General features: G+C 57.5%; 19 protein-coding genes. 6 read left to right on the top strand and 13 right to left on the bottom strand.

The window, feature by feature from the left end; all coding sequences use genetic code 11:
- On the top strand, positions 1–869 hold an 869-nt coding region (locus tag ACTHV6_RS01270; protein WP_441385452.1), incomplete at its 5' end, for an LCP family protein.
- A gap of 1 nt (position 870) precedes the next feature.
- Here ACTHV6_RS01270 and purE read toward each other — a convergent pair.
- Complete coding sequence (purE, locus tag ACTHV6_RS01265; protein ID WP_441385451.1) at positions 871–1,359, bottom strand: 5-(carboxyamino)imidazole ribonucleotide mutase; 489 nt, start codon at positions 1,357–1,359, stop codon at positions 871–873.
- Complete coding sequence (locus ACTHV6_RS01260; protein ID WP_441385450.1) at positions 1,356–2,663, bottom strand: 5-(carboxyamino)imidazole ribonucleotide synthase; 1,308 nt, start codon at positions 2,661–2,663, stop codon at positions 1,356–1,358. The genes purE and ACTHV6_RS01260 overlap by 4 nt, the downstream gene beginning before the upstream one ends.
- 32 nt (positions 2,664–2,695) lie before the next feature.
- Between ACTHV6_RS01260 and ACTHV6_RS01255 the strand changes: the two genes are divergently transcribed.
- Together ACTHV6_RS01255 and ACTHV6_RS01250 are read left to right on the top strand one after the other, a co-directional pair.
- A complete protein-coding gene (locus ACTHV6_RS01255) occupies positions 2,696–3,190 on the top strand; it encodes a GtrA family protein (protein ID WP_441385449.1) in 495 nt (164 codons plus the stop codon).
- A gap of 465 nt (positions 3,191–3,655) precedes the next feature.
- Entirely contained in the window at positions 3,656–3,820 is a 165-nt protein-coding gene (locus tag ACTHV6_RS01250; protein WP_441385448.1) for a hypothetical protein, read from the top strand.
- 7 nt (positions 3,821–3,827) lie between these two features.
- On the opposite strand, the gene ACTHV6_RS01245 is transcribed toward ACTHV6_RS01250, so the two are convergent.
- The 5 genes from ACTHV6_RS01245 to ACTHV6_RS01225 all read right to left on the bottom strand — a co-directional run bounded on the left by ACTHV6_RS01245 (position 3,828) and on the right by ACTHV6_RS01225 (position 8,206).
- Positions 3,828–4,733 (bottom strand): SDR family NAD(P)-dependent oxidoreductase, encoded by a 906-nt coding sequence (locus ACTHV6_RS01245; protein ID WP_441385447.1) that lies wholly within the window; start codon positions 4,731–4,733, stop codon positions 3,828–3,830.
- A 92-nt stretch (positions 4,734–4,825) separates the two neighbouring features.
- Positions 4,826–5,038 carry a hypothetical protein gene (locus ACTHV6_RS01240; RefSeq protein WP_441385446.1) on the bottom strand — a complete coding sequence of 71 codons (213 nt, stop codon included), beginning with the start codon at positions 5,036–5,038 and terminating at the stop codon, positions 4,826–4,828.
- A gap of 47 nt (positions 5,039–5,085) precedes the next feature.
- On the bottom strand, positions 5,086–6,378 hold the full coding sequence (locus ACTHV6_RS01235) for an ATP-binding protein (protein WP_441385445.1): 1,293 nt from the start codon (positions 6,376–6,378) through the stop codon (positions 5,086–5,088).
- A 27-nt stretch (positions 6,379–6,405) separates the two neighbouring features.
- Complete coding sequence (locus tag ACTHV6_RS01230) at positions 6,406–7,083, bottom strand: response regulator transcription factor (RefSeq protein WP_441385444.1); 678 nt, start codon at positions 7,081–7,083, stop codon at positions 6,406–6,408.
- Positions 7,084–7,159: 76 nt separating this feature from the next.
- Complete coding sequence (locus ACTHV6_RS01225) at positions 7,160–8,206, bottom strand: adenylate/guanylate cyclase domain-containing protein (protein ID WP_441385443.1); 1,047 nt, start codon at positions 8,204–8,206, stop codon at positions 7,160–7,162.
- A gap of 225 nt (positions 8,207–8,431) precedes the next feature.
- Here ACTHV6_RS01225 and ACTHV6_RS01220 point away from each other — a divergent pair, with 225 nt between their 5' ends.
- The 3 genes from ACTHV6_RS01220 (at position 8,432) to dapD (ending at position 12,425) form a co-directional block, all read left to right on the top strand.
- On the top strand, positions 8,432–10,099 hold the full coding sequence (locus ACTHV6_RS01220; protein ID WP_441385442.1) for a DUF885 domain-containing protein: 1,668 nt from the start codon (positions 8,432–8,434) through the stop codon (positions 10,097–10,099).
- The gene (locus ACTHV6_RS01215) at positions 10,096–11,316 is read left to right on the top strand and encodes a Maf family nucleotide pyrophosphatase (RefSeq protein WP_441385441.1); all 1,221 of its coding nucleotides are present in this window, start codon (positions 10,096–10,098) and stop codon (positions 11,314–11,316) included. Before ACTHV6_RS01220 ends, ACTHV6_RS01215 begins: the two co-directional genes overlap by 4 nt.
- Before the next feature lie 95 nt (positions 11,317–11,411).
- Positions 11,412–12,425, top strand: a complete 1,014-nt coding sequence (dapD, locus tag ACTHV6_RS01210) for a 2,3,4,5-tetrahydropyridine-2,6-dicarboxylate N-succinyltransferase (protein ID WP_441385440.1) — start codon at positions 11,412–11,414, stop codon at positions 12,423–12,425.
- 46 nt (positions 12,426–12,471) lie between these two features.
- Here the strand turns inward: dapD and ACTHV6_RS01205 are convergent, their stop codons facing one another.
- From ACTHV6_RS01205 to ACTHV6_RS01180, 6 genes are all read right to left on the bottom strand, one after another.
- Positions 12,472–12,873, bottom strand: a complete 402-nt coding sequence (locus ACTHV6_RS01205; RefSeq protein ID WP_441385439.1) for a putative toxin-antitoxin system toxin component, PIN family — start codon at positions 12,871–12,873, stop codon at positions 12,472–12,474.
- Positions 12,870–13,130, bottom strand: a complete 261-nt coding sequence (locus ACTHV6_RS01200; RefSeq protein WP_441385438.1) for an AbrB/MazE/SpoVT family DNA-binding domain-containing protein — start codon at positions 13,128–13,130, stop codon at positions 12,870–12,872. Before ACTHV6_RS01200 ends, ACTHV6_RS01205 begins: the two co-directional genes overlap by 4 nt.
- Positions 13,131–13,373: 243 nt before the next feature.
- Positions 13,374–15,272 (bottom strand): glycosyltransferase family 2 protein, encoded by a 1,899-nt coding sequence (locus tag ACTHV6_RS01195; RefSeq protein ID WP_441385437.1) that lies wholly within the window; start codon positions 15,270–15,272, stop codon positions 13,374–13,376.
- A gap of 400 nt (positions 15,273–15,672) precedes the next feature.
- Complete coding sequence (locus ACTHV6_RS01190) at positions 15,673–18,396, bottom strand: CDP-glycerol glycerophosphotransferase family protein (RefSeq protein ID WP_441385436.1); 2,724 nt, start codon at positions 18,394–18,396, stop codon at positions 15,673–15,675.
- Between the two features lie 386 nt (positions 18,397–18,782).
- Positions 18,783–20,438, bottom strand: a complete 1,656-nt coding sequence (locus ACTHV6_RS01185; RefSeq protein WP_441385435.1) for a Stealth CR1 domain-containing protein — start codon at positions 20,436–20,438, stop codon at positions 18,783–18,785.
- Positions 20,439–20,885: 447 nt separating this feature from the next.
- On the bottom strand, positions 20,886–22,223 hold the full coding sequence (locus ACTHV6_RS01180; RefSeq protein ID WP_441385434.1) for a Gfo/Idh/MocA family oxidoreductase: 1,338 nt from the start codon (positions 22,221–22,223) through the stop codon (positions 20,886–20,888).
- Between the last annotated feature and the right edge of the window lie 68 nt (positions 22,224–22,291).

The following is a 22,291-nucleotide window of genomic DNA, read 5'->3' as shown; positions in this document are numbered from 1 at the left end:
GTTTCCTGATTGTTCACGGAAACAACAAGATGGAACACATGGATGCGCTGTCCGGCGCTGCGGATACGCCGGGCACCACCTACCTCATCGTGGGCTCAGACAAGCGTGAAGAAGGTGGTATTGACGATGGCAACGAAGGCCAACGTGCAGACACCATCATGCTCATGCAGGTGCCCGAATCGGGCGATACCTCACTGGTGTCCATCCCGCGCGATGCCTACGTCGAGATATCGGAGTACGGCGCCAACAAGATCAACGCTGCCTATTCACTCGGCGGCCCTGAACTGCTGGTATCCACAGTCGAAAACCTGTCAGGGATGACGGTGGATCACTACGTTGAGGTCTCCATGTCAGGAGTTTCCTCACTGGTGGATGCCGTTGGCGGAGTCAACCTGTGCTTGGATTACGACGTCAGCGATAAGAAATCGAAACTCGAATGGACTGCCGGTTGCCACGATGTTGACGGGGAAACGGCACTCGCCTTCTCACGTATGCGTTACAGCGATCCCAAGGGAGACCTTGGCCGTGGCGAACGCCAACGCCAAGTAGTGTCCAAGGTGATCCAAGAAGCGGCCACGCCGGTCACGCTGATCAACCCGGTTCGCCAGTACAAGCTGGTTGACGCGGCAGCCACCACGCTGGCGATGGATAACGATAGCGGCATCACGAATCTGGCAGGCGCAGCCCTAGGGCTGCGCGGTGTGATGGGCGACGACGGGTTGATGGGTGCTCCACCTATCGAGTCCCTCAACTACCGGACGCCCTCCGGAGCTTCGGCCGTTCTATTGGATACCGAGACGATCGATTCCTTCTTCGAGAAGATGAAGAACGGCCAGCTTACTCTGGACGATTTCGCCCAGATCGGGTAACTCACAGCTCCTTGAGCCGCTCCCCCTTGGCCTTTGCCTGAGCTTTCAGATCCGCTTGGAATCCCTGCATCGCCTCAAGCACGGCAGGTTCCGCGCTCCCGATGATCCGCGCAGCCAGCAACCCAGCGTTGCGCGCGCCGCCAATGGACACGGTGGCCACCGGAACTCCAGCGGGCATCTGCACGATCGATAGCAGAGAATCCATGCCGTCGAGGTACTTGAGTGGAACCGGCACCCCGATCACTGGAAGCGGAGTCACGGCGGCCAACATCCCGGGCAGATGCGCGGCACCCCCGGCCCCGGCAATGATCACCCGGATGCCACGCCCCGCGGCCTCGCGCCCATAGGCGATCATTTCATCGGGCATGCGGTGGGCGGACACAACATCGGCCTCATAGCTGATCCCGAATTCATCCAGAGCGTCACCGGCGGCCTTCATGACCGGCCAGTCCGAATCCGAGCCCATAACGATTCCAACAGTTGCCATCATGCTTCTCCTCGTTCGTCGCTTCGTTCCTCGTCCAACACTTCTACACGCACCTCGCCCGATAGTCCCCCGGGTGCTTCCCCGCGCAGCATCGCCGCAGCCCCGTGCGCCTGCTGCAACGCCTCGTCCAGATCATCGCCCACCACGGTCACGTGACCGATCTTCCTGCGGGGCTTAACCTCTTTGCCGTACATGTGGATCTTCGCGCGTGGGTAGCGGGCCATCACGGTGGGATAGGCCTCGCGCGGGTCATCGAGTGCGCTCCCCAGAACGTTCACCATCACACTCCACGGCCGCACCGGCGCAGGGCTCCCCAGCGGCAGATCGAGCACGGCCCGCAGGTGCTGTTCAAACTGGCTGGTATCGGCGCCTTCGATCGTCCAGTGCCCTGAATTGTGCGGGCGCATCGCGAGCTCGTTGACGTACGGTACTAGCGGCCTGGGCACGCTGTGAGGGAGGTCACCGTCGTCGTCCCTCATCCCGGCTTCTCCCCCACTCCGTGCAACAAACAGCTCAACGGCCAGAATCCCCACAACGTCCAATTCCCCGGCAATCCGCTCGGCGATCTCTTGGATACGTGCCTGAAGATCGGCATCGATCCCGGGGGCGGGCGCCACAACCTCGAAGCACGCGCCCTCCTGCTGGACGGTGCGTACAACGGGCCAGCAGGCCACATCCCCCGAGGGGCGGCGCGCCAGCACAGCGGCCACCTCGAATTCGAAATCGACGGCCTCTTCCAACAGAAGTGGACCCCCGCCCTCAAGCCAATCGCGCCCCTGGCTCCCGGCGCTCACCACGCGAACACCCTTGCCGTCATAGCCATCGCGCGGGGTCTTCAGGATGGCGCGCCCACCAAGCTCATCAAGTGCGGCATCGATCTCCTGCTCGGAGCGAACCCGCCACCAGCGCGGAACCGGGATGCCCAGCTCCTCCATCTTCTCGCGCATGAGGAGCTTGTCCTGCGCGTAGACCAAAGCGTGGGCGCCGGGCCGAACGGGCGCGAACTCCCCCGCAGCCTCCAAGATCGCATCGGGCACGTGTTCGTGCTCCACGGTGAGGACGTCCGCATTGTCGGCCACGGCGCACACGGCGGCCTGATCATCAGCATCCCCGACCTGCGAGTGCGGAATTACTTGGCCGGACGCCCCGTCGGCCGCCTCAACCAGCGCGTGCAGCTGGATCCCCAACGGGATCGCAGCCTCCTGCAACATTCGTGCAAGCTGGCCGCCTCCTACCACGCCTACTCTGGGTGCGGCCGATTCCGCCCCGGTACCAACGACACGCTGAACATGAGCCTTAGCAGTCATATTCTCAGCCTACCCACCGTTAGACTAATCGGGTGCCAACGTCTCGCAATCTCATCCAGCGCCTCTTGAAAGGCCAGTCCTTCCGCGAATGGTTCGTGGAGTTTCTGCGGTTTTGTACCGTGGGGCTGGGTTCGTACATTGTGGATGTTGGTCTGTTCAACATTTTGGCCCACTCCGGCGTGATTCATCTGCCCGGGGATGCCTCGATGGTGGCGAAGGTGATCTCCGTGTCCGTGTCCGTCGTGTTTTCGTGGACGGTGAACCGCGCATGGACGTTCCGCAACATGGGGACGTATGGGCGCGGGCGCGAATTCGTCATGTTCGTTCTGGTGAACATCGGCGGGATGCTCATCGCCTTGGCCTGCCTGGCCGTGTCCCGCTACGGCCTGAGCCTGCGCAGCCAGTTCGCCGATAACATCTCCGCGAACGTTGTGGGCTTGGCGCTCGGGACCGCGTTCAGGTACGTGATGTATCGCTTTGTGGTGTTTTCGCCGAAGCGGCCGGAGGTTCCGGGGCCCACTCGCTGAGTCTTTTGACGACGGCGGCCTCCAACCAACCCACCCCGCAATCCGCGGCCGAGCTGTTGCCACGTTTCAGGGTTTCGGGGCTCTTCATAGTTGGGGTGTAGGAGGTGGTTTCTGAATTCGGCGGTTTCACTTCCGTATGCTGTAGGAGCCATGCGTATAGGGGTGGCTTACACCAGATACGGAGCTGTGGCGGGGGTGAGGCTTCGGCGTCAGCAGCTGATGGGGTGTTCACTTCCGCATGCTGTAGGAGCCGTGCATATAGAGCTGGCTTACACCACATACGGAGCTGTAGCGAGCAAACTACAGCGAGGCACCTACGGACGGCCACCTGTACCGCGGCAATATCCGGCTCTGTACCGCCCCTGTCGGCAGCCCCGCGAGCATCACGTGGTGTTTTCCTAGCCTTCCGATGACAAGTTACAAGTCTCCCAAATTTGTGTAGTTAGGCGAGCAATCGCGATCGAAGTGAAACTCGCCGCCGTGGATGCCCGCGACGTCCGCCATCTGAACTGGTTGCGCGATCACCTCGGTGAGCAGATCATTGACCGAGTGATCGTAACGACGGGCCGCACGGCATACCGCCGAAAGGACGGTGTTGCCGTCGTGCCGTTCGCACTACTCGGACCATAGGGCGCTGTCAACGCTGCCCGTGCCCCTCCAACAACCGTTCAGATTCCGTCCACAGACGCACGGCCGCGGCAGGATCGTCAAGAACATCGAACGGCTCCGTCGCACGTGGCGCCCCCGCGATCCCGCCCCAGTTCTTCGGTGCGAACATTGCTGGCGCTCCGTCTGATTCTGCAACGGAGGCAGCAAGCGCTGGCTCGGCCGCCGTGCGGGGAGGGTTCCCCAGATGCCGTTCTGCCCAGTGCACGATGGGCTGTGGGAACATGGCTCGCAGGCGTGGGGCAATACCCGATCCCGGAACTACCCCGGGGTGACACAGCTGGACCGTGACGCCCCAACATTCTTCGCGGCTGCGCCTGTCCAGCTCCATACCAAACAGGCCGAGGGCCACCTTCGATTGCCGATAGGCAGTGAACGAGTGATACTCCCGTTTAGCTTGGAGATCCTCCCAATTGATAGCGCCGTTGCGCGTAGCCAAGCTGATCTGCGGGACCACTCTGGCGGCCCCGCTGCGCAGGCACGGAAGCAGCCCCTGAACCAAGGCGAAATGCCCCAGATAGTTGGTTTGGAACGTGAGCTCAAATCCGTCTTTGGTCTCGCGGCGGCCACCATCAGCCAGCATGACGGAGCCTGCGTTGAGGATGCACAGATTGATGGCTTCTCTTTGCTCCACGAGCTGCGCTGCGAGCCGGTTGACGGACGCGAGGTCAGCTAAATCCATGTCCAGCACGTGGATATGGGCCTCGGGCGCAGAGGCGCGAATTACTCTCGCAGCCTTCTCACCGCGCTCGCGGTTTCGCACAGGCAACATCAATGAGCACCCGGCAAGTGCCAGCTTCCGTGCAATCTCTAGGCCGATTCCGCTGTTGCCGCCCGTGATAAGAGCGGTGCCGCCCCTCTGGCCATCGAAATCCATAAGTCAATAGTAGCGCCGGCAAGCACCCGGCCTACGACTGCCGAGGTGCGTGCTGGATCCGTCGAGCTGGTGGAAGCCGACGAGCACTACGCTCAGTTGCGTGCCTCCCTCACCACACGACTGTGCCCCAGCGAGAGCATCCCGAAGCCGCCGCCGAGTTCGATGCGGCCGTACGCTGGTACGAGGAACAACAATGCCCAGTAGCGCTTGATTCGCAGTTTTAGATCGGCATACAGCAGCAGCTCGGAAATATCCGGACCTACTCCCGTATTACGAGCTGGAGCGGCTAAAACGATCCGCCTCACGGCCCTGTGTCATCGCACGTGACTGGAACCCCGCCGATGCGTGCCCTCTAGCGCCGCTTGCGCCGCGCACCCACGCTGATGATCGAGCCCGCAGGCAAGATCCGGCTGGGATTGAGTGCCTGTGGCACGGCGTTGAGCGCAAGAGTGAAGATGGGCGGACTTGCCTGAGTGAGTTCGAGCCGCCCGCCATCGGCCTCGGCCAGATTCTTCGCCAGCGGCAGCCCGATTCCCGTTGAGCCTCCGGTGGAGAATCCCTTGGTGAAGATCGAATCAACGTTCTCGGGAGCAACTCCCTGTCCTTCATCGGCCACGTGGATCACCACACCGCGCCCGGACTTAGAGGCGCGAACACTGGTGGCTCCCTCCCCGTAGCGCAAGGAGTTCTCGATCAACGTGGCAACAATCTGCGCCAGAGACCCAGGATGCGTGAGGACAGCAACCTCGGATTCATCCTCGAAGGAGAGTAGACGCCCGGCACTTTGGAAGCTGCGCTCCCACTCCTCACGCTGCTGCTCAAACAGAGGCCCAAGCGGCACCGCCTCAGTGTTTCCGGCGCTATCGGATCGTGACACGGTCAGCAGATCCTCCACCACGCCCGCCAAGCGCTCCACCTGTTCTAGGCAGCGTCCGGCTTCCTCGCTCACCTCGGGATCATCGGTGAGAAACTGGATCTCTTCGATCCGCATGGAAAGGGCCGCCAGCGGGGTACGCAGCTGGTGGGATGCGTCTGCGGAGAATTGGCGTTCGGCCGATATGCGCCCGGCCATACGATCGGCAGTGCGCACAAGCTCCTCGTACACAAGATCGATTTCCTCGATCCCTGTTTTCTCCATCTGCGGCCGGGTTTGGCCGGAGCCCACCTGTTCGGCCGCCGCAGCTAGGTAGATGAGAGGCGCGGAGAGCTTTCGCGACTGGTTGAGCGCCACCATCACGCCGGCGCCAAAGGCCACAAGGATGACAGCCACCCCCACGCCTCCGGCCAGGGTCATCATCAGCACCACGTCATCGCGGGAAACCTCCACGCGAACCGTCGCATTGGGTGATTCCACGGTGTGGCTGATGGTCCTGCTCCCGCCAGGCCGCTGTCCCGCCGCCAGTTCACCTGCCTCGCTCTCAAGCACGATGCGGGCGGGAAACAGCCCGTCCTCATCGCCATAGCGCTCTAAGTACACTTGGGAAACCATGTTTCCCTCTTCAAAACGCTGCTCCACAAAGGTGGAGATCTCAGAGGCGCGGGATTCGACAGACCCGATAGCGTTGCGCCAGATGAGCGTGACACCGAGAGTCACTCCCGGGATTCCCAGAAGAAGAACGGCAACAAGGACGGCAATGGTTGTCATCCTAATGGCGCGCCTGCGCACTAGGCATTACCCCTTTTCGAACCGGAATCCCATGCCGCGAACAGTGGAGATGTAACGCGGGTGAGACACATCTTCGCCCAGCTTCCGGCGGAGCCACGAGATATGCATGTCCAGCTTCTTGGTGGAATCGTCATTGTTCATCGACCACACTTCCTGCATCAGTTCGTCGCGCGAAACAACGTTACCCGCGTGAGAAATGAGGATGGTGAGAAGATCGAATTCTTTACCCGTCAGCTGAAGCTCCGTGTTATCGATGAACGCGCGGTGAGCCGCGCGATCCACAGTGATGTTCTGTTCGGTGATGAGATCAGCGGCCTCGGTAGGTTCCGCACGGCGCAGGAGTGCACGCACACGGGCCATGAGTTCTGCCAAGCGGAACGGCTTGGTCACGTAATCGTCAGCACCGGCATCTAAGCCAACAACCATATCTACTTCTTCGGTGCGCGCCGTCAGGATCAGAATCGGGAACGTGAGGCCACGCGAACGCGCTTGACGCGCAACGTCCAGCCCATCCATATCGGGCAGCCCAAGATCAAGGATCACAAAGTCAGTCCCGCGCTCCATCGTGGTGAGGGCATCGCGGCCAAGTTCAGCCAACGTGACGGTGTAGCCCTCGCGCGATAGGGCACGTACGAGGGGTCCGGAGATAGCTGTATCGTCTTCAACAAGCAGTAGATTGGTCACACTTGAATCGTAGGCCAATAGTCAAGCATTCGTCGAGACATTTACCCAAGTCTCAACATTTTGCTCACTAGACCACCTACCGGGTAGCCATCCGACGCAGCTCAACGGCCTCAATCTTCCCAAGTCCCTTGAGATCAGGCGAACCGGCGGGAACCAGCGTGTAGCGCCCCAACTTGAGTTGCCGCAAAATCTGCGCCGTCCGCTTATCGGTCACCACGGAACCGCTTGCAGAAATATCAACCAGCCGCGAGGCAAGATTGACTGTCGGCCCAAAAACATCACCAAATCTGGACACAACGCCACCCCACACCATGGAAGCACGCACGGGAAGCATGCCGGGCTGGCCGCGTAGCCGCTCCACAATCTCGGTAGCGGTATCCGCACCGGTCACCAGATCGTCAGCGATGAACAGGAAGGCGTCCCCGATGGTTTTCACCACGCGCGCACCGTTGGCGGAGATGACGTCACGGCAGGTGTGCTCGAACACTTCGATCAGGTCCACAAGTTCGGCGCTCCCGATCTCATTTGATCGGTTGGTGAAGGCCACCATGTCAACGAAGCCCACGGCCCGCTGAAGTTGCTCTCCGGAATCGCGCCGCCGATCCATCTCCGTCACTTCGGTCTCCGAGCGCCGCAGAAGCGATGCCAGATGCCGCTGCCACGAATACTGCATCTGATCCTGCATGAAGGAATGGAAATCCTCGAAATGATCCAGCACCCAGTACCGGGCGGTGATGGAGTCCAACCCCAACACTCGTTCGGCATGCTCCACGAGCGATTCGTGCTGCCACAGAACAAGGCGATCGGACATGTGTGATTCGGCCCGAATCAGGGAGTTGAGGGAGTCAGGAGCAAGCAGGCTATCGTCCAAGATGTGCTGGTGCCTGGTCATGGCCGCGACGTCGTCGTCGGTAAAAACCCTATCGTTCTCCTCGTCGGCAATCGTGGGAAAACCCATCGATAGCCAGAATCTCCGGGCGTAATCCTTCCCCATTCCAGCCAAATCGGCGGCTTCCGTGAGGGTGTAGCGTTCTGGGCCGCCAAGGAGTCGATTGACGTACCGCTCAACCGTTGAAGGGACATTTTCACCGCTTGCGGCGGTATCGCCCGTGGTTATTGGCACGCCTCATCCTCCAGAGAAAACTGAACTGTGTAGTGGATCACACGCCAGTGTACTCCGTCACACACGTCCCGTCATCTACCAAGCTCAAGATGCTACACCGCCACCCGCCACCCGCCCAACGAATCCCGGCAAAAATCGACACTCTGGGAATAGGACCAACACTCACGCCGCCCCTGCAACGTCTCTCACAACCCCACGCCCGGCCCCCAAATGTAAGCTAGACCAATGACCACTGAAATCGATGAGCTCTCCAACTCATACTTCCACGCACTGTTGAACATGTTCCCCGATCTCGCAACGTCAGTGGGACTGGAGGGTGCGGATCAGGGCACGTTCCAGGACTATTCGCCGGCTGGCGTAGCCGCCTACAAGGCCCTGATGGAAGACACGCTGGCCAAGCTTTCTCGCTTCTCCCCCGCCCCCGAAAACGCCCGCGACGAAGTGAGCGCGGCGGCCCTGCGCGAACGCCTCACAGCCGAACTGGACCTCGCCAACGCCGGCGAACTCACCGGCCGCCTCAACGTGATTCACTGCCCGCTCACCGAGATCCGTGACATCTTCGATCTCATGCCCACCGATACTGCCGAGGATTGGAACACCATCGCCCGCCGCCTGCGTGCCGTGGAGCAGGCCCTCGCCGGCTACAAGGAATCACTCTTCGCCCGCCTCGCCAACGGCCCCGCCTTCCCGGCCCGCCAAGTGGCGCGTTGCGCCGAGCAGTGTGATGATCAGGCGGATGCAGATACCTCCAACTTTTCGAAGCTCGCCACCACCGGCGGCGAATCCTACCCAGAAATGGCGGAGGAACTTGAAGCAGCCGCCGCCGTTGCGCGCACGGGCTTCGGCGAATTAGCCACGTTCCTCCGGGAGAGGATCGCCCCGAGTGCCACGGAAACGGACGGCGTAGGCCGCGAGCGCTACGCCCGCTTCTCGCGCGATTTCCTCGGCGCCACCGTGGATCTGGACGAAACCTACGAATGGGGCAAGGCCGAACTGGCCGCCATCATTGCGGAGCAGGAACAGATCGCCGAACAGCTGTACGGCCCCGCCGTGAGCGTGGCCGAAGCAATGAACCGCCTGAACAACGATCCGGCCCGCCAGCTCCACTCCACAGATGAGCTCCGGGCGTGGATGCAGCGCACCGCAGACGGAGCGATGGAGGCAATCTCCGGCACCTACTTCGATGTTCCGGACGCCATGAAGGTCATGGAATGCATGGTGCTCGAAGATGGCACGGGCGGCATCTACTACACGAACCCCACGGATGATTTCTCCCGCCCTGGCCGCATGTGGTGGTCCGTCCCCACGGGCGTCACCGATTTCGTGACGTGGCAGGAGAAGACCACCGTGTTCCACGAGGGCGTTCCCGGCCATCACCTCCAGCTGGGCTTAGCCACCTACCTGCGCGATGAACTCAACCTGTGGCGCCGCCACTGCTGCTGGACCTCCGGGCACGGCGAGGGCTGGGCGCTGTACGCCGAACAGCTCATGGCCGAATTGGGCTTCCACGAGGATCCGGGCGATCGCATGGGCGTGCTCGATTCGATGCGCCTGCGCGCCGCCCGCGTGGTCGTGGATCTGGGCGTCCATCTGGGCAAGGATGCTGGCGAATACGGCGATGGCCCGTGGGATCACGATTCCGCGTGGGCGTTCCTGCGCGAAAACGTGGCGATGGAAGAATCTTTCCTTTCCTTCGAACTTGACCGGTATCTGGGCTGGCCCGGGCAGGCCCCGTCCTACAAGATCGGCCAGCGCATCTGGAACGAGTTGCGCGAAGAGGCCCGCGCCAGCGCCGAATCCGCCGGGGAAGAATTCGATCTCAAGGCGTGGCATATGAAGGCGCTGAGCCTGGGCGGGCTGGGCTTGGACGTGTTGGGCGAGGCGCTGCGTTGAAACACCTCTCCCTCATGCTCGCCAGCAAATCGCCGGCACGCCTCGCCACGCTTGAAGCCGCTGGGATCGAACCGTCCGTTCGCGTATCGCATGTGGATGAGCCGGCCGTCTTGGCCGAGGTTCGTGGAGGGCCCAGCCAGCAGGTGTTGGCTCTTGCTACGGCGAAGGCACGCGCCGTACTGGGCGAGTTGCGTTCGATGGAGGCGGAGCCGGGTGCGGATTTTTTGACGACGACGGCGGCCTCCCCCACACCGTCCCCCGCCACAACCACGTTGAACTCGGGACGCCCGGACCTGATCTTGGGCTGCGATTCGATGTTCGAGTTTGACGGGCAGGTGTTCGGCAAACCCCACACACCCGAGGTGGCTAAAGAGAGGCTGACGGCCATGGCCGGGCATTCCGGTGTTCTCCATACTGGGCACTGCCTCCTACAGGGAACCTCTGGCGAAGGCGTGAGCGCACTGTCCCACGCCACGGTGCATGTGGCTCCGATGAGCGAAGCAGAGATCGATGCTTACATCGCCTCCACCGAACCGCTGTGGGTGGCCGGGTCCTTCACCGTGGACGGGCTGGGCGGGCCGTTCATCACTGAGGTGGAGGGCGATTACCACGGGGTGGTGGGCCTGAGCCTGCCGCGCCTGCGGGAGATGCTGGCGTGCCGCGGGCTGTCCATCACTCAACTGTGGACCGAGGCTGCGCCTGCGGGCGGGCCGGAGAGCGAACTGGGGCGCGAGTATCTCTCCCGCACCCGGCCCTTCACTCCGCGCCACGGCGCTGACGGCTTCATCCTGTGCTCGTGTGGGCGCAGGCACTGGGGGCTGGCAGGAGCTGCCGGGGTGTGCGCCTTCCGCGATCACGAGGGCCGGCGCGAGGTGCTCATGCAGCTGCGCTCGCAGTGGTCGCATGGGGGCGGAACGTGGTCAATCCCCGGCGGTGCCATCGAATGGTACGAGGACCCGCTTGCCGGGGGTAGGCGCGAGTTCTCCGAAGAAACGGGAATCACCGATGTTGAAGTGGTAGCCAAGCACACCGTGGACCATGGGGATTGGGCGTACACCACGTATGTGGCCCGGTGCGCGGACGGCGTTGTACCCACGCCCGATGCAGAATCCATCGAGCTTCGGTGGATTGGCGTGGACGATCTGCCGGAAAACCTACACCCCTCCTTTGCTAAATCATGGCCGCAGGTCAGGGCTTTAGTCCTAGAAGCTGACTGAATCCTGACCAATTGAACCTTGATGCGGAGAGAGTGTTCTCTCACGCAATGGGTGCGTCATCTGCAAGAAATACGGCTGTGGGTAAGCTAGGTGCCATGTCGGATAACACTGCGTGGGGCTTCGGCCTCGCAACTTCGCGCCCTGACGGAAAGATCCTTGACGTGTGGTACCCACACCCTCGCCTTGGACTGCCTGATGATGGCGCTCAGCCCGATCCCGTGCTGAAATCTCTGGAACGCGATGATGATCTGCGCCGCGTACACCTTCGAATCGTCCAAACGGTGATCAACCTTGACGATGAACCCGATAGCGCGGCCTCGGCCTACCTGCGGCTGCACCTGCTCTCATGGCGGTTCGTCAAGCCTAATGAGATCAATTTGGATGGCATCTTCTCCGTACTGGAGAACGTGGCATGGACCAGCAAGGGCCCGTGCTTCCTCGAAGATTTCGAGGAGACTCGCATGCGCGTTCGCTCCCTCACCAACAACCCGGTCCGCATTCTGTCCGTGGATAAGTTCCCACGCATGGTCGATTACGTGATTCCTTCCGGCGTTCGCATTGCGGACGGCAACAATGTGCGCCTTGGTGCCTACCTGTCCGAAGGCACCACGGTGATGCATGCGGGATTCGTCAATTACAACGCCGGGTCACTCGGCCGCGCCATGATCGAAGGCCGCGTCTCTCAGGGTGTTGTGGTGGATGATGGTGCGGATATCGGCGGCGGTGCCTCCACCATGGGCACCCTCTCAGGTGGCGGCAGCCAGCGCGTACGCGTGGGCAAGCGCTCCCTGCTGGGCGCAAACGCCGGGCTAGGCATCCCCGTGGGTGACGATTGCATGGTCGAATCGGGCCTGTACGTCACGGCCGGCACCAAGGTAACACTCCTGCCCTCGGGCGGTGTATCCCCCGGCAAGGAAGGCTACATTCAGGAACCGGACGTGGTCCCGGCCCGCCTGCTCGGCGGCAAGGACAACGTCATGTACCGCCGCAACTCCCTCTCCGGCGCTGTGGAAGCACCCCCCCGGCCGGGTCCCATGGGCGTGCGGCTCAAGGATTCCCGGCACAACAACACCACCGCGAAAACCCAGCGGGGCGGCCCTGCGGGTTGAAAGCTGCGCCGCCCCTCCACAGAATTTCACTCAAAAAGAGAACCGGTTACGCCGTATCGAGATTCAAGAATCCGCGTGGCGTTACAATTCTCATCTGTGGTAGATCGAGCACCAAGAAGTGCTTGTCTCCAGTGACAATTACATCTACCTCCGCGTCTAGTGCGGCATCAAGGATAGGTTGATCCTTTTCATCAGCAATTGTCACGCTGGACCTGCTGTACGGCACCGGTCCTGCCATCTCATAGTTGATACGAGTCAAGAACGAATCGAGCGCAGGCAATAGATCGGAACGCTTACGAGAGACAACCTCAAAGAGCTCATCAATGATCCATTGGGTCAACACAAGTCGATGGGTGCTGAGTACCCGATCCAGAACTTCACTGGGTGCGGAGGTAGGAAAAAGCAACGCCGAAATAATGACGTTAGTGTCAACCAATACGCGCATCATGAAGCGTGACGCTGTCCGCGGACCTCATCAATCAGCTTCTGTACATCTTCCTGATCACGTACGCCAAAATCATCAGCTGCGCCAGCGAAAGACTCCTGAGCAGCACCTAACGCAGATAATGTCGCTTTGGATACGACAACTTCTCCGTCGGATCTCTCCACAAACAGTAGCTTGTCACCGGGCGCAACGTGTAACTTTTGACGCACTTCTGCAGGCACGGTGATTTGCCCATTTCTCGACAACTTTGCCAGATTCATATAACTACTCGATTCTTGAGATCTCAAGTTCTCTTGACAAAGAGAATACCGCATCTAAGATCCGGAATCACCTGTCTAGGAACCTTCTCGAAGCTGAAGAAGCTCTTACGCATAGGTCACCCGAGATTTCTCGCCGTGAATTGGCCGGGAGTCAGGGCGCAGAGTGTTCTCGAAGTTCATTGCTTCGAGGGCACCACTACTTCCAGCTGGCGCAAGAATCATGCGGCCACTAATGTAATGGCCCTAGCTGTCAACGTGCCATTCGATCTGGGCGTCACTATCAATAACAAGCGAGTGTCGTGTGCGTTGAAAGCCGTTCTCCCGCCGGGCGTAGATTCGGTAGCTTCCTGGCCCGGCGTTTAGTTGCCCCGTTAGGGCTGGACCCTCAGTGGCATTGCCAATTTCAGCCTGCAAGTCCAGTCCCACGCGTTCAACCGTGTCAGAATCCAACTTTGCTTCCTTCGCTTCTGGAACGATCTCGCTCACAGCGCGTAGGTCATCCGCTGCATAACGCGCTTCACCCACGATGGCGAGGTTCTTTAGCGGAACCTGGAATGAGGAGCTGATTCCAGCGTGTCCTGCCACTGGTTCCGCGTCACTCGCCAATGTACGCAACCGTCCGGCCAAATCAATCGATAGGGCGCCCGAGTTGTTTTTGTACGGAATCACTTGCCGGCCATCAACGAGGCCGGGCTTAGGCTTTCCCTTGTAGTGGACAGGCTTCAACCTCATCATCCCAAGCCAATCAATTTCCACGAAAAGATCCCAGATATTCTCTTCGATGGGATGCCCTACCGCTCCCGTCATAATGTCAAGTGACAGCTTCGACTGAACCCGAAGCGAAAGTCCTTTCTTGCTCGAGAAAAACTCCGAACTAACGACTTTGGAAGGGATCGCCCAAGTCACATGACCCTTCCGGCTTCGCACAATAAACTCTGTGGACATACTAGATACCTCGTCAGTTACGTCCAACAGTCGATTGGGTATCTTGGCCGCGATATCTGCGGGCGGCGCAAGCAGAGTGCGGTCACCAGTAGTACGCAAGATCGGGTGATCCGAACTCGCCGGCCCAAAAACTGTCTCCGCCTCCAACTCGAGTGCGCCTTGGACCCATTTCATGGATACTATTCTTACGGTGATCTCAGCCGCCAAGTCTTGCGCATGAAAACCCTTGAGCAGATCCCCATGCCCCTTTCGAAGAAAACGTGCTTGGATCTGATGCTTGCGTGGAAGCGCGGCTACTACCTCGCGAGATCCGAAGCGACGCATGAGCTTCCGTGCTCGCTGCAGTGCCACCTCTCCACGTCCCGAATCATCCCGAACCAGTAAACGCACCATGCGGTCGATGACGCGGACTCTCAAGTGCATCTCTAGCAAGGTAAGGCGCGCCTCACGATACTTGGACCCACAGAGCGCCTTATCTATATGAGACATCAGATCATCAAGTCGATCCCAGAAATCGTCGCGTGCGGGATCGAAGGTGTGAGAACTATTGGTATCGCTCGCATGCCACAAGTACACCGGTGTATCGGCCATGACCGCGACTACCTCGGAGTGGCGGTATGCATCCACGTTGATGAACTGGTCCTCCCACAGAACACGAGACCCTTCAGGGAATCTAATCCCATGTTCCAGCATCATCGTACGGCGGTATAGCTTATGCGGCACCAACGGCAATAAGTGTTGAATCCCGTCACCACAGAGGATATTCGGCAAGTTGCCGCGCCTGAGGCTCGACATTCCCCACCATTTGTCATTCGTCTTCGATTCCTTAGGGCTCAGAAGATCAGCCCCAGTCTCGACGGCGTACTCATAGGCGCGGCGCAGTCCATCAGGGAACAGCGAATCGTCGTGATCCATAAACATGAGGTATTCACCTCGTGCATTGTCGATCCCGATGTTCCGCGGCTTACTCGGCCAACCCGAATTGTCGATCCGGAACGCTCGGACGTTGTTCCGGTTTGATTCGAGCAGCTGTAGCTTCTCAAATGTATCATCAGGGGATCCATCATCAACGAAGATAACCTCGAACTCTTCTTGGGGCAGAGTCTGAGCGTCAAGTGAATCAATCACCCTTCGTAAGCCTTCCCCTGACTGATACGTCGCGATGATGATGCTTACTTTAGGATCTGAAACGGCCACCAGTTCTCCTTGAAGTATTTCTGGTTATGTTAGCTCTCGCAGTCCCACGAACCGCTCTGAACGGGGAGAGTCAGGAAAAGTTTATCCTATCAACTGGCCATTTATATGGGGCACGCGGCAAAAGGGCCACTTCGAAAACCGACCAGAATCCATTCCTGTCGGGCGTGATATGACCTCATCGGGAGTGGATGCTAGAGCCCCTTTCCGACGAATTCATGGCTTCTTCAAATGTTGCAGCCACTACTACAGTTCGCCACTCCCAAGCCAACGATTCCCGGCGCCAACAAGAGAACCACCCGCTGCACGGAATATGAGCAGGTCGAAGACATATCTCGAACTTCATCACTTCGAGAACACTCCCGACATACGGTGCACCGTCATCGGCTCCCAAGCAAACATTTCATCGGTTCGTTCGCACTTGTACATTCTTGGCACGATCTATCATTTCAGTGTAGACACGTTCCGAGTTCGAGTGGTCCGAGAACGCAAAGAAATGCTCAACTCGTTCTGCGTAGGGTCCGGCGAGCCCCTCAAAGCCAATCGCTTCGATCAGTCGATCAATCGTTTCATCGTACGTTGAAGTAACCGGACCGAACCCGTCATCATCGTACGAGAAATACCCTTGATTATAGAGGTGACTAGCGAAGAAGCTCTCGCGGTCCGTCTGAATGTAAACTATCGGCTTTCGCAGGTAAGCGAAGTCGAACGCGACGCTCGAGTAGTCAGTTGCAAGAACGTCCGATGTCCTGAAGAGATCTCTGTAGTTGTGCGGGTATGGAGAGATGTCAAATGCCGGTCCAGGCACGAATTTGCCCACCTCTTCAGCGTGGGATGGGTGCAATGCGAAGGTGCCCCGCATACCGTTCTTAGCCAATACCGCGTTAAGACGGCTATCCGAGATTACGGCTTGCCAGAACTTGAAGTACTCGCTGTCTGAGAACGCTTCCAACGGAAGATTTCGTCCTGTCTCAGGGTCCAGTTCCCCTACGAGTTGCCGTCGCCACGTGGGGGCGATTAGCAGCCTACCTTCAGGAGAACTCTCAAGGAGATCGAATCTCGGCATGCCGGTCAATACAACCTCGTTTGGATCATAGCCATAAGAATCCGATAGAATTGAGAGGCGCTCCCGTTCAGCGGACGTCACAAAAAGATCGAAACCCTTCGACCACTTGTTGAGCCATTGGCTCTGATCGTCTTTCGTTATTCCGTGCTGTAAGAATCCCTGATACGCAGGTCGCATATCGTTAACAAAGCGGAGATCAGATCCAAAAGGGTTGAGGACAAACTCGTCTGCAGCCGATGATGCAAACCACGTTGATCGCAGATAGGTGAGTTTGAACCGAAGAGAATTCGGTTTGACGACACGGCCGACTTTCTTGAGAGTGCGATAATCGGATGACTGAGGACTCAACCAGAAAACTGCATTGACACCATCATTCCTTGTGGATCGCCGGGCATATCTAAACAAAGCCTCGGCATTATCGCCTGCCTCTAACTTGCGGTCCCCCAGTAGCCATGTTTCCCGGTGCGGGAGTGCACGCCGTGCTGTGGCCAGTTGCCGAAGTCCCAGTACCTTCCATGAAGCTCCGTGAGAGCGTGCCCGTTTCATAAAGCCCAGCTCACGGCGCATGATTCCAAAAAAGCTCAGTTCTTCATGGATAATCTTGCTCTTACCGACCTGTCTAAAGATAGAACCTTTGTCACGTCGGTAATACCCTAAAGCTGAATCACCCGCAAACCGCGTATAGCGCCCCATACTGAGACCAATCCGGTAGATATTAGACTGCGCTCCATTCCTAACGCGAACTGCGGGTGTGATACTTTCCCCCTGTCCCAAAGAAACCCTTAGCTGAAACCTTTGCCCCGTCGCTACCTTAACTCCCAACATTTCTCGGACTAGTGGTGCCCGGGAATCCACCTCTGCAGGTATAAACTTTCCGCCGCTCACGAAGCCAAAGGTCACGCCACGAAAGCTCATACACTTATACACACCGCTCAACTGAACGTCCCGACCGTCCCAGGAGAATGCAGTGATGTGGCAGGAGGGTGCCCTATGCATGTTGCGAATCTGGCGTTTATAACGATAGATCGGTATCTGATTGAAATAATAGACATCTTGCCTATTCTCAGCAGCTTGAAGAATAGAAGTCTGATGCTTGAATCCCAAGATCTGAAGTCTTTCTTCTATAGCGATCTTCTGTGCGAGGATCACTTGATCATCAACGTATTTAAGGATCTCTTGAAGAATCTCAAGGTATTCAGCCTGGATGGAATCGGAAAGGACCGCAAAGTGTGCATCCCTAAAACGCCAGGAAAGGTCATAGGCGATCACTGACTGGATGTATCGAGGAACATGCCCATAACTCGCAAGGCTCTCATGGATGAGGTGCTGGTAGCTCCAACGCGGAACACCCGTATAGTATTCGTCGTTCAAGTTAGCACTGGACACAAGCGACCCACCCGCTTCGTGCCGCCGGTAGTAGTACGTCGTATTAGATACAACTCCATACCGCAGAGTTCGCAGAATGATCTGATTGATCAGGGTCAAATCTTCACTAATAAAGAGCCTAGGATCAAAAGCAATCGACTCAGACTTGAGAACGTCCGATTTTACGAATGTACCTCCAGCATGTAGATGCTGAGTATTCCATTGGTCCGTAACATCGATGACTCGAGACTTCCGAAAGCGCTGTCGATTGTTCCAGTGCGGCCCGGTCCGAGTTCCGAACAATTCAATGGGAATCGCCACTAGATCGCATTCGAGATCGTGCACTTCAAAAAAGTTGCACACACTCTCTACTGCATCTAGAGCCAGATAGTCATCTGAGTCTAGAAAACCGACATATCTCCCCTTGGCAGCACTGATCCCGGCGTTACGAGCCGCGCCCACTCCCTGATTTTCCTGATGGATCACCATTATGTTCGTTGGGTATCGCTCTGCATACTCATCCGCGATGCGTCCCGTGGAGTCTGTCGAACCATCGTCAACAATGATGATCTGCAGACTTTCTAATCCAATACTCTGATGTAGTAACGAATCCATCGCGACACCAACCCACTGCTCGGAGTTGTAGGCAGCAACGATGACACTTACTGCAAACAAGTATTCTTCTTCTTGATTCACGTATTTCCAATCAATTCTAATTGGTGACCTCATCAGGACATTCCATTATGATCCACAGGCATTGGGTTCTCCAGCCACACCGGATATGGTATATCGAAAATGCTAGGATGTGGTGAGAGCAAAGTGCACGATCAGGTCTGCGCAGCCTAGAGCACCCGGTCTCTCGGATCAGCTCTATGAGTAGACCCTGTGGTTTCAAAAGTTTTAATCGACCATTGTTTGTTTTCTCTTGTTCCTACCTCTCACACGTCTAAGGTGCCCAAAGGCGATAGGAGGAACGATGAAGCTCTCAAACAGTTCCACGGCGATAATCTTCCCGAAGCCCCTCCCACATGCCAACAATCCAATCGGACAGCCACCGGAAATTGGTCTTTCATAACAGAGAGCTATTTTTCGAAGGAGCTCTTGAACGGATAGCACTGGTCCATAGACTGCGTTATCTGCGATGCAAGACTTGCGAGCTGCTCGGGCGTTGAATCAGTATCGTTCAAACAAAACACGGCGTATGGGTTTCGTGCCACCACACGTGCCAAAAACAAGGGCAGATTCTCTTTAGAGATATCCTGATACCCATATGAAATCGAACCCGGTACCGAACGTCCTGTAGCAAACGCATAGAAGTGGTACAGGCCAGAAGCAATTGAGTAATCGCTTGGATGCCGGAACTTGGAAGCTGCCACTTCAGAGAATAGCTCCTCCATCTCATAAAGCACGTCGCGTTGCAATGCGATCGGAGTGTGTTTGAACTTGTTGGTGATCGTGACACCGAATTCGTCGGCAATTAGTTGGCGGGCGTTCTTTGCCGCGGAGAGAACTGGAAGGTCTCTAGAGGAGGCGGGTGCAACATCAAGGCATGCCTTTGAAGGAAAGTACTTTCCGATACGAGCAGAGTGGAAAAAATCCCCGGGTTGAACTAGGCGTCCGAAGAAGACATCGTCATTCAAGTAGAGGAACTTGTTACTTAACCCAGGAATGTGATGCAGCTGAGACTCGATAGCGTGCGAATTGAAGACAGGCAGTACACCCGCATCAGCGAATATATCCTCGTGATTTACCACCTTGATGCGAGGGTTCGATGTATCGAGCCACGAGGGAGTCTGATGGTCGGTCACGATGTAAATGTTGCGCACCCAGTTTGCATACAGTTCGATCGAGCGAAGTGAATACATCAGTTCATCGCGGGATACGTAACGCGACACATTAACCGAGGTACTGTTAAGTTCCGCCGTATCAGTATGTCCGAGCGCCTCATTCTTCCGGCGTTGCCATACCGGATCGTCGCCGTCTACCCATGTGTAAACGACATCGATGGGATCAGTGATCTGGTATATATGCGGGTGTGAGGCAGCCTGGGGCCACCGGGTGGAAGATGCCAGACAGTCGCGCCAACTCTCGGGCGTCAAATAGGCGCAGATACCATTCGGGCTAGGCGCCAAGACTGTGCCAATCTTGTATGTATACCCGTCCGGACGAGGAAGATCGTCCTCAAACACTGGTTGCCAGAATGACAATAAAACACCGAACGTGGGTTTTCCGAGAACCTGTCCGCCCGCCGATACCTTGCGACTGAACAGACGGAACTCGTGGCATTTGCGGACAGTCGCAACATCCTTCTTGCTGGGCTTTGCAACGGCCATCGCCCGTTCGATGCGAGGAGCTCCATCTCTCACGGGAGACAGCAGCCACGCTTGGTCGGCTGCGAGACCTTCGTAAAGCGCTTGAATAGCAGTTGTCTTATCCTGCTCTTTCAGCACGATAGTCTTTGTGCCGTACCTTTCGGGCATCAAAGCGTATTCAACCTGTGAACGATCAAGCGCATCTGTAGCGACCCGTAATGCCTCAGCGCGCTCAGCCCAGCCATCGAACGAATCGACCAACATCGATGGTTTTGGATGGAGCGTAGATCCGGCCGTACTCCGCTTAATCCTTCGAGAGCCCGATTCGGGCACCAGAAAACTAGCCGCTCTTGCGTTAACAAGAAAGACCTTCGCCCGAACCGGAAGCCGCTTAGCGATGCGGCGCTTCAGACTCTTGACACTCATCAATCTCAACTTCTTACCCAGTGTATTTTATAGATGACCCCACAGACCGCACCGTTGGATGGCACCCCTCTGGCTCCCAGCAGCATCTGCAGTGACCTCAAACTGCTAGGCCGATGGATGCTCGCAGAACTCCATGAACTTCTCAGGCCGTGGAGAACTAGCAAAAATTATCTTAGCAACGTATTCACACAAGTTTGTCGAGTGTCTCGAATGTAACTTGAGTAGAACGCAAGCCAACCCAGCGTTCCTATACATAGGATTGTGGAAACGCTTAATGCACCAATGGTCTGGCAGTTCGGCGCAGGGCCGTTACTTATTTTTCCACGAGTTCCAGCGCGCTTTCAGATCTCCGTATCAATGCCAACGACTGTTCCGCCTTGGGTGGCATTGTCCACCGTAGCGTCAGGACGCGCTCAAAATCTCGCGAGTAAGAGAGTGCCCCCGCACTTACGCTTTGATGGGCGTGGTTCCGTTGATCAGTTCAACGACCTCAGCGATACTTACAGAATCCTCTGCCCGTAGCTTGTAAGCGCTGCGGCCATTACCACGGATGCGAGAGGATAGTTCCGCTAATTCATAACGGAACTCGTCGCCTTCAAGGCGATCGTAAAACTCTTCGTTCTCATTGGCGTCCTCAAAACGGGTCTCATAATGCTGAGTCCGCCACCACGGTGCCGGCACATACAACGATCCTCTGGTACCCGCGATTTCTAGATCGTTCTCTGCACGCACGCCGATCCCTACTTTCACGGATGCCACAGCTCGCGGATACTCCAGATCGATCCGAGCAAACAGGTGCTTCTTCGTGGTTCCAGACTCGATGATTCGACACCGCACATCTGTGTACTCTCCGCCGAGCAGCTTGAGCACCGTCAGAAGAGGATACACCGCTAGTTCCGCTATCGCTCCTGCATCTGATGCACTCACCGGTTCCGTTCCTCGAACGCGCGTGAGAGTTGCCTCCACTGACCGAATAAACCCGATTGAACCAGAACGAGCATAGGCAACCATCCTCTGGAACCCTGGCGTATAGGCCGTCCGTATGCCTTCCACCAGAGCCAGATCCTTTCTCTCAGCAAGACCTGTCAGCTCCTCGGTTTCTTCCTTGGACAGCGTCAGAGGCGATTCAGACAGAACACGCACATCCGCCTGCAACGCCTGACGGATCATGTCCGGTCGCGAATCCACCGGAGTGGAGATGTAGACGGCATCAACGTTGCTCAGCAGGTCTGGATACGACTCATAAGCCCATCCCAACTCCATGTCTGAAGCGAACGAAGCAGCCTTCTCGGCGTTAGGATCCCAGACAGCCTCTACGCTGATCCCAGAGACGTACCTGGCTTCCTTGACCAGATTCTCTGCTTCGGCACCTGCGCCAACCAGTCCGATTCGGTGAATACCCATGCTCTCATTGCGTAGCTTGGTACTCGAAACGCCGCGAGTACGGTCCAGATACACAACGTCGCAGTAATCTTTCAAATAGTCGAACTTGCCTAGCCAATCGGATCCGATTGCGAAAACATCAACACCCCACTCTTGGATGTCGAGGATCTTCTGGCCGGCATACTCCTCAATGAGTACCTGATCAGCTAACCCCGTGTTGCGGACGTTCTCTACACGTTCAAGTGTGCTCTGTTGAACATTTAGCTTTCCACGGCTTAGATCATACGAGTCTGATGTAACTCCCACGATCAGCCAATCGCCCAACTCCCGCGCGCGTTCAAGGAGCCTACGATGCCCCTCGTGGAACATGTCGTACGTTCCATATGTGATGACTGTGCGCATGGCGTCGCTCCCTATCAAACGTTACGTGTGTGAAACGTAGAATCAGCTTGATACTACGCCACCGGACG

It is taken from the genome of Ancrocorticia sp., assembly GCF_052089425.1.
Taxonomy (GTDB): Bacteria; Actinomycetota; Actinomycetes; order Actinomycetales; family Actinomycetaceae; genus Ancrocorticia.
The sequence above is the reverse complement of the archived record's forward strand: the minus strand, read 5'-3'. Positions and strand labels throughout refer to the sequence as shown.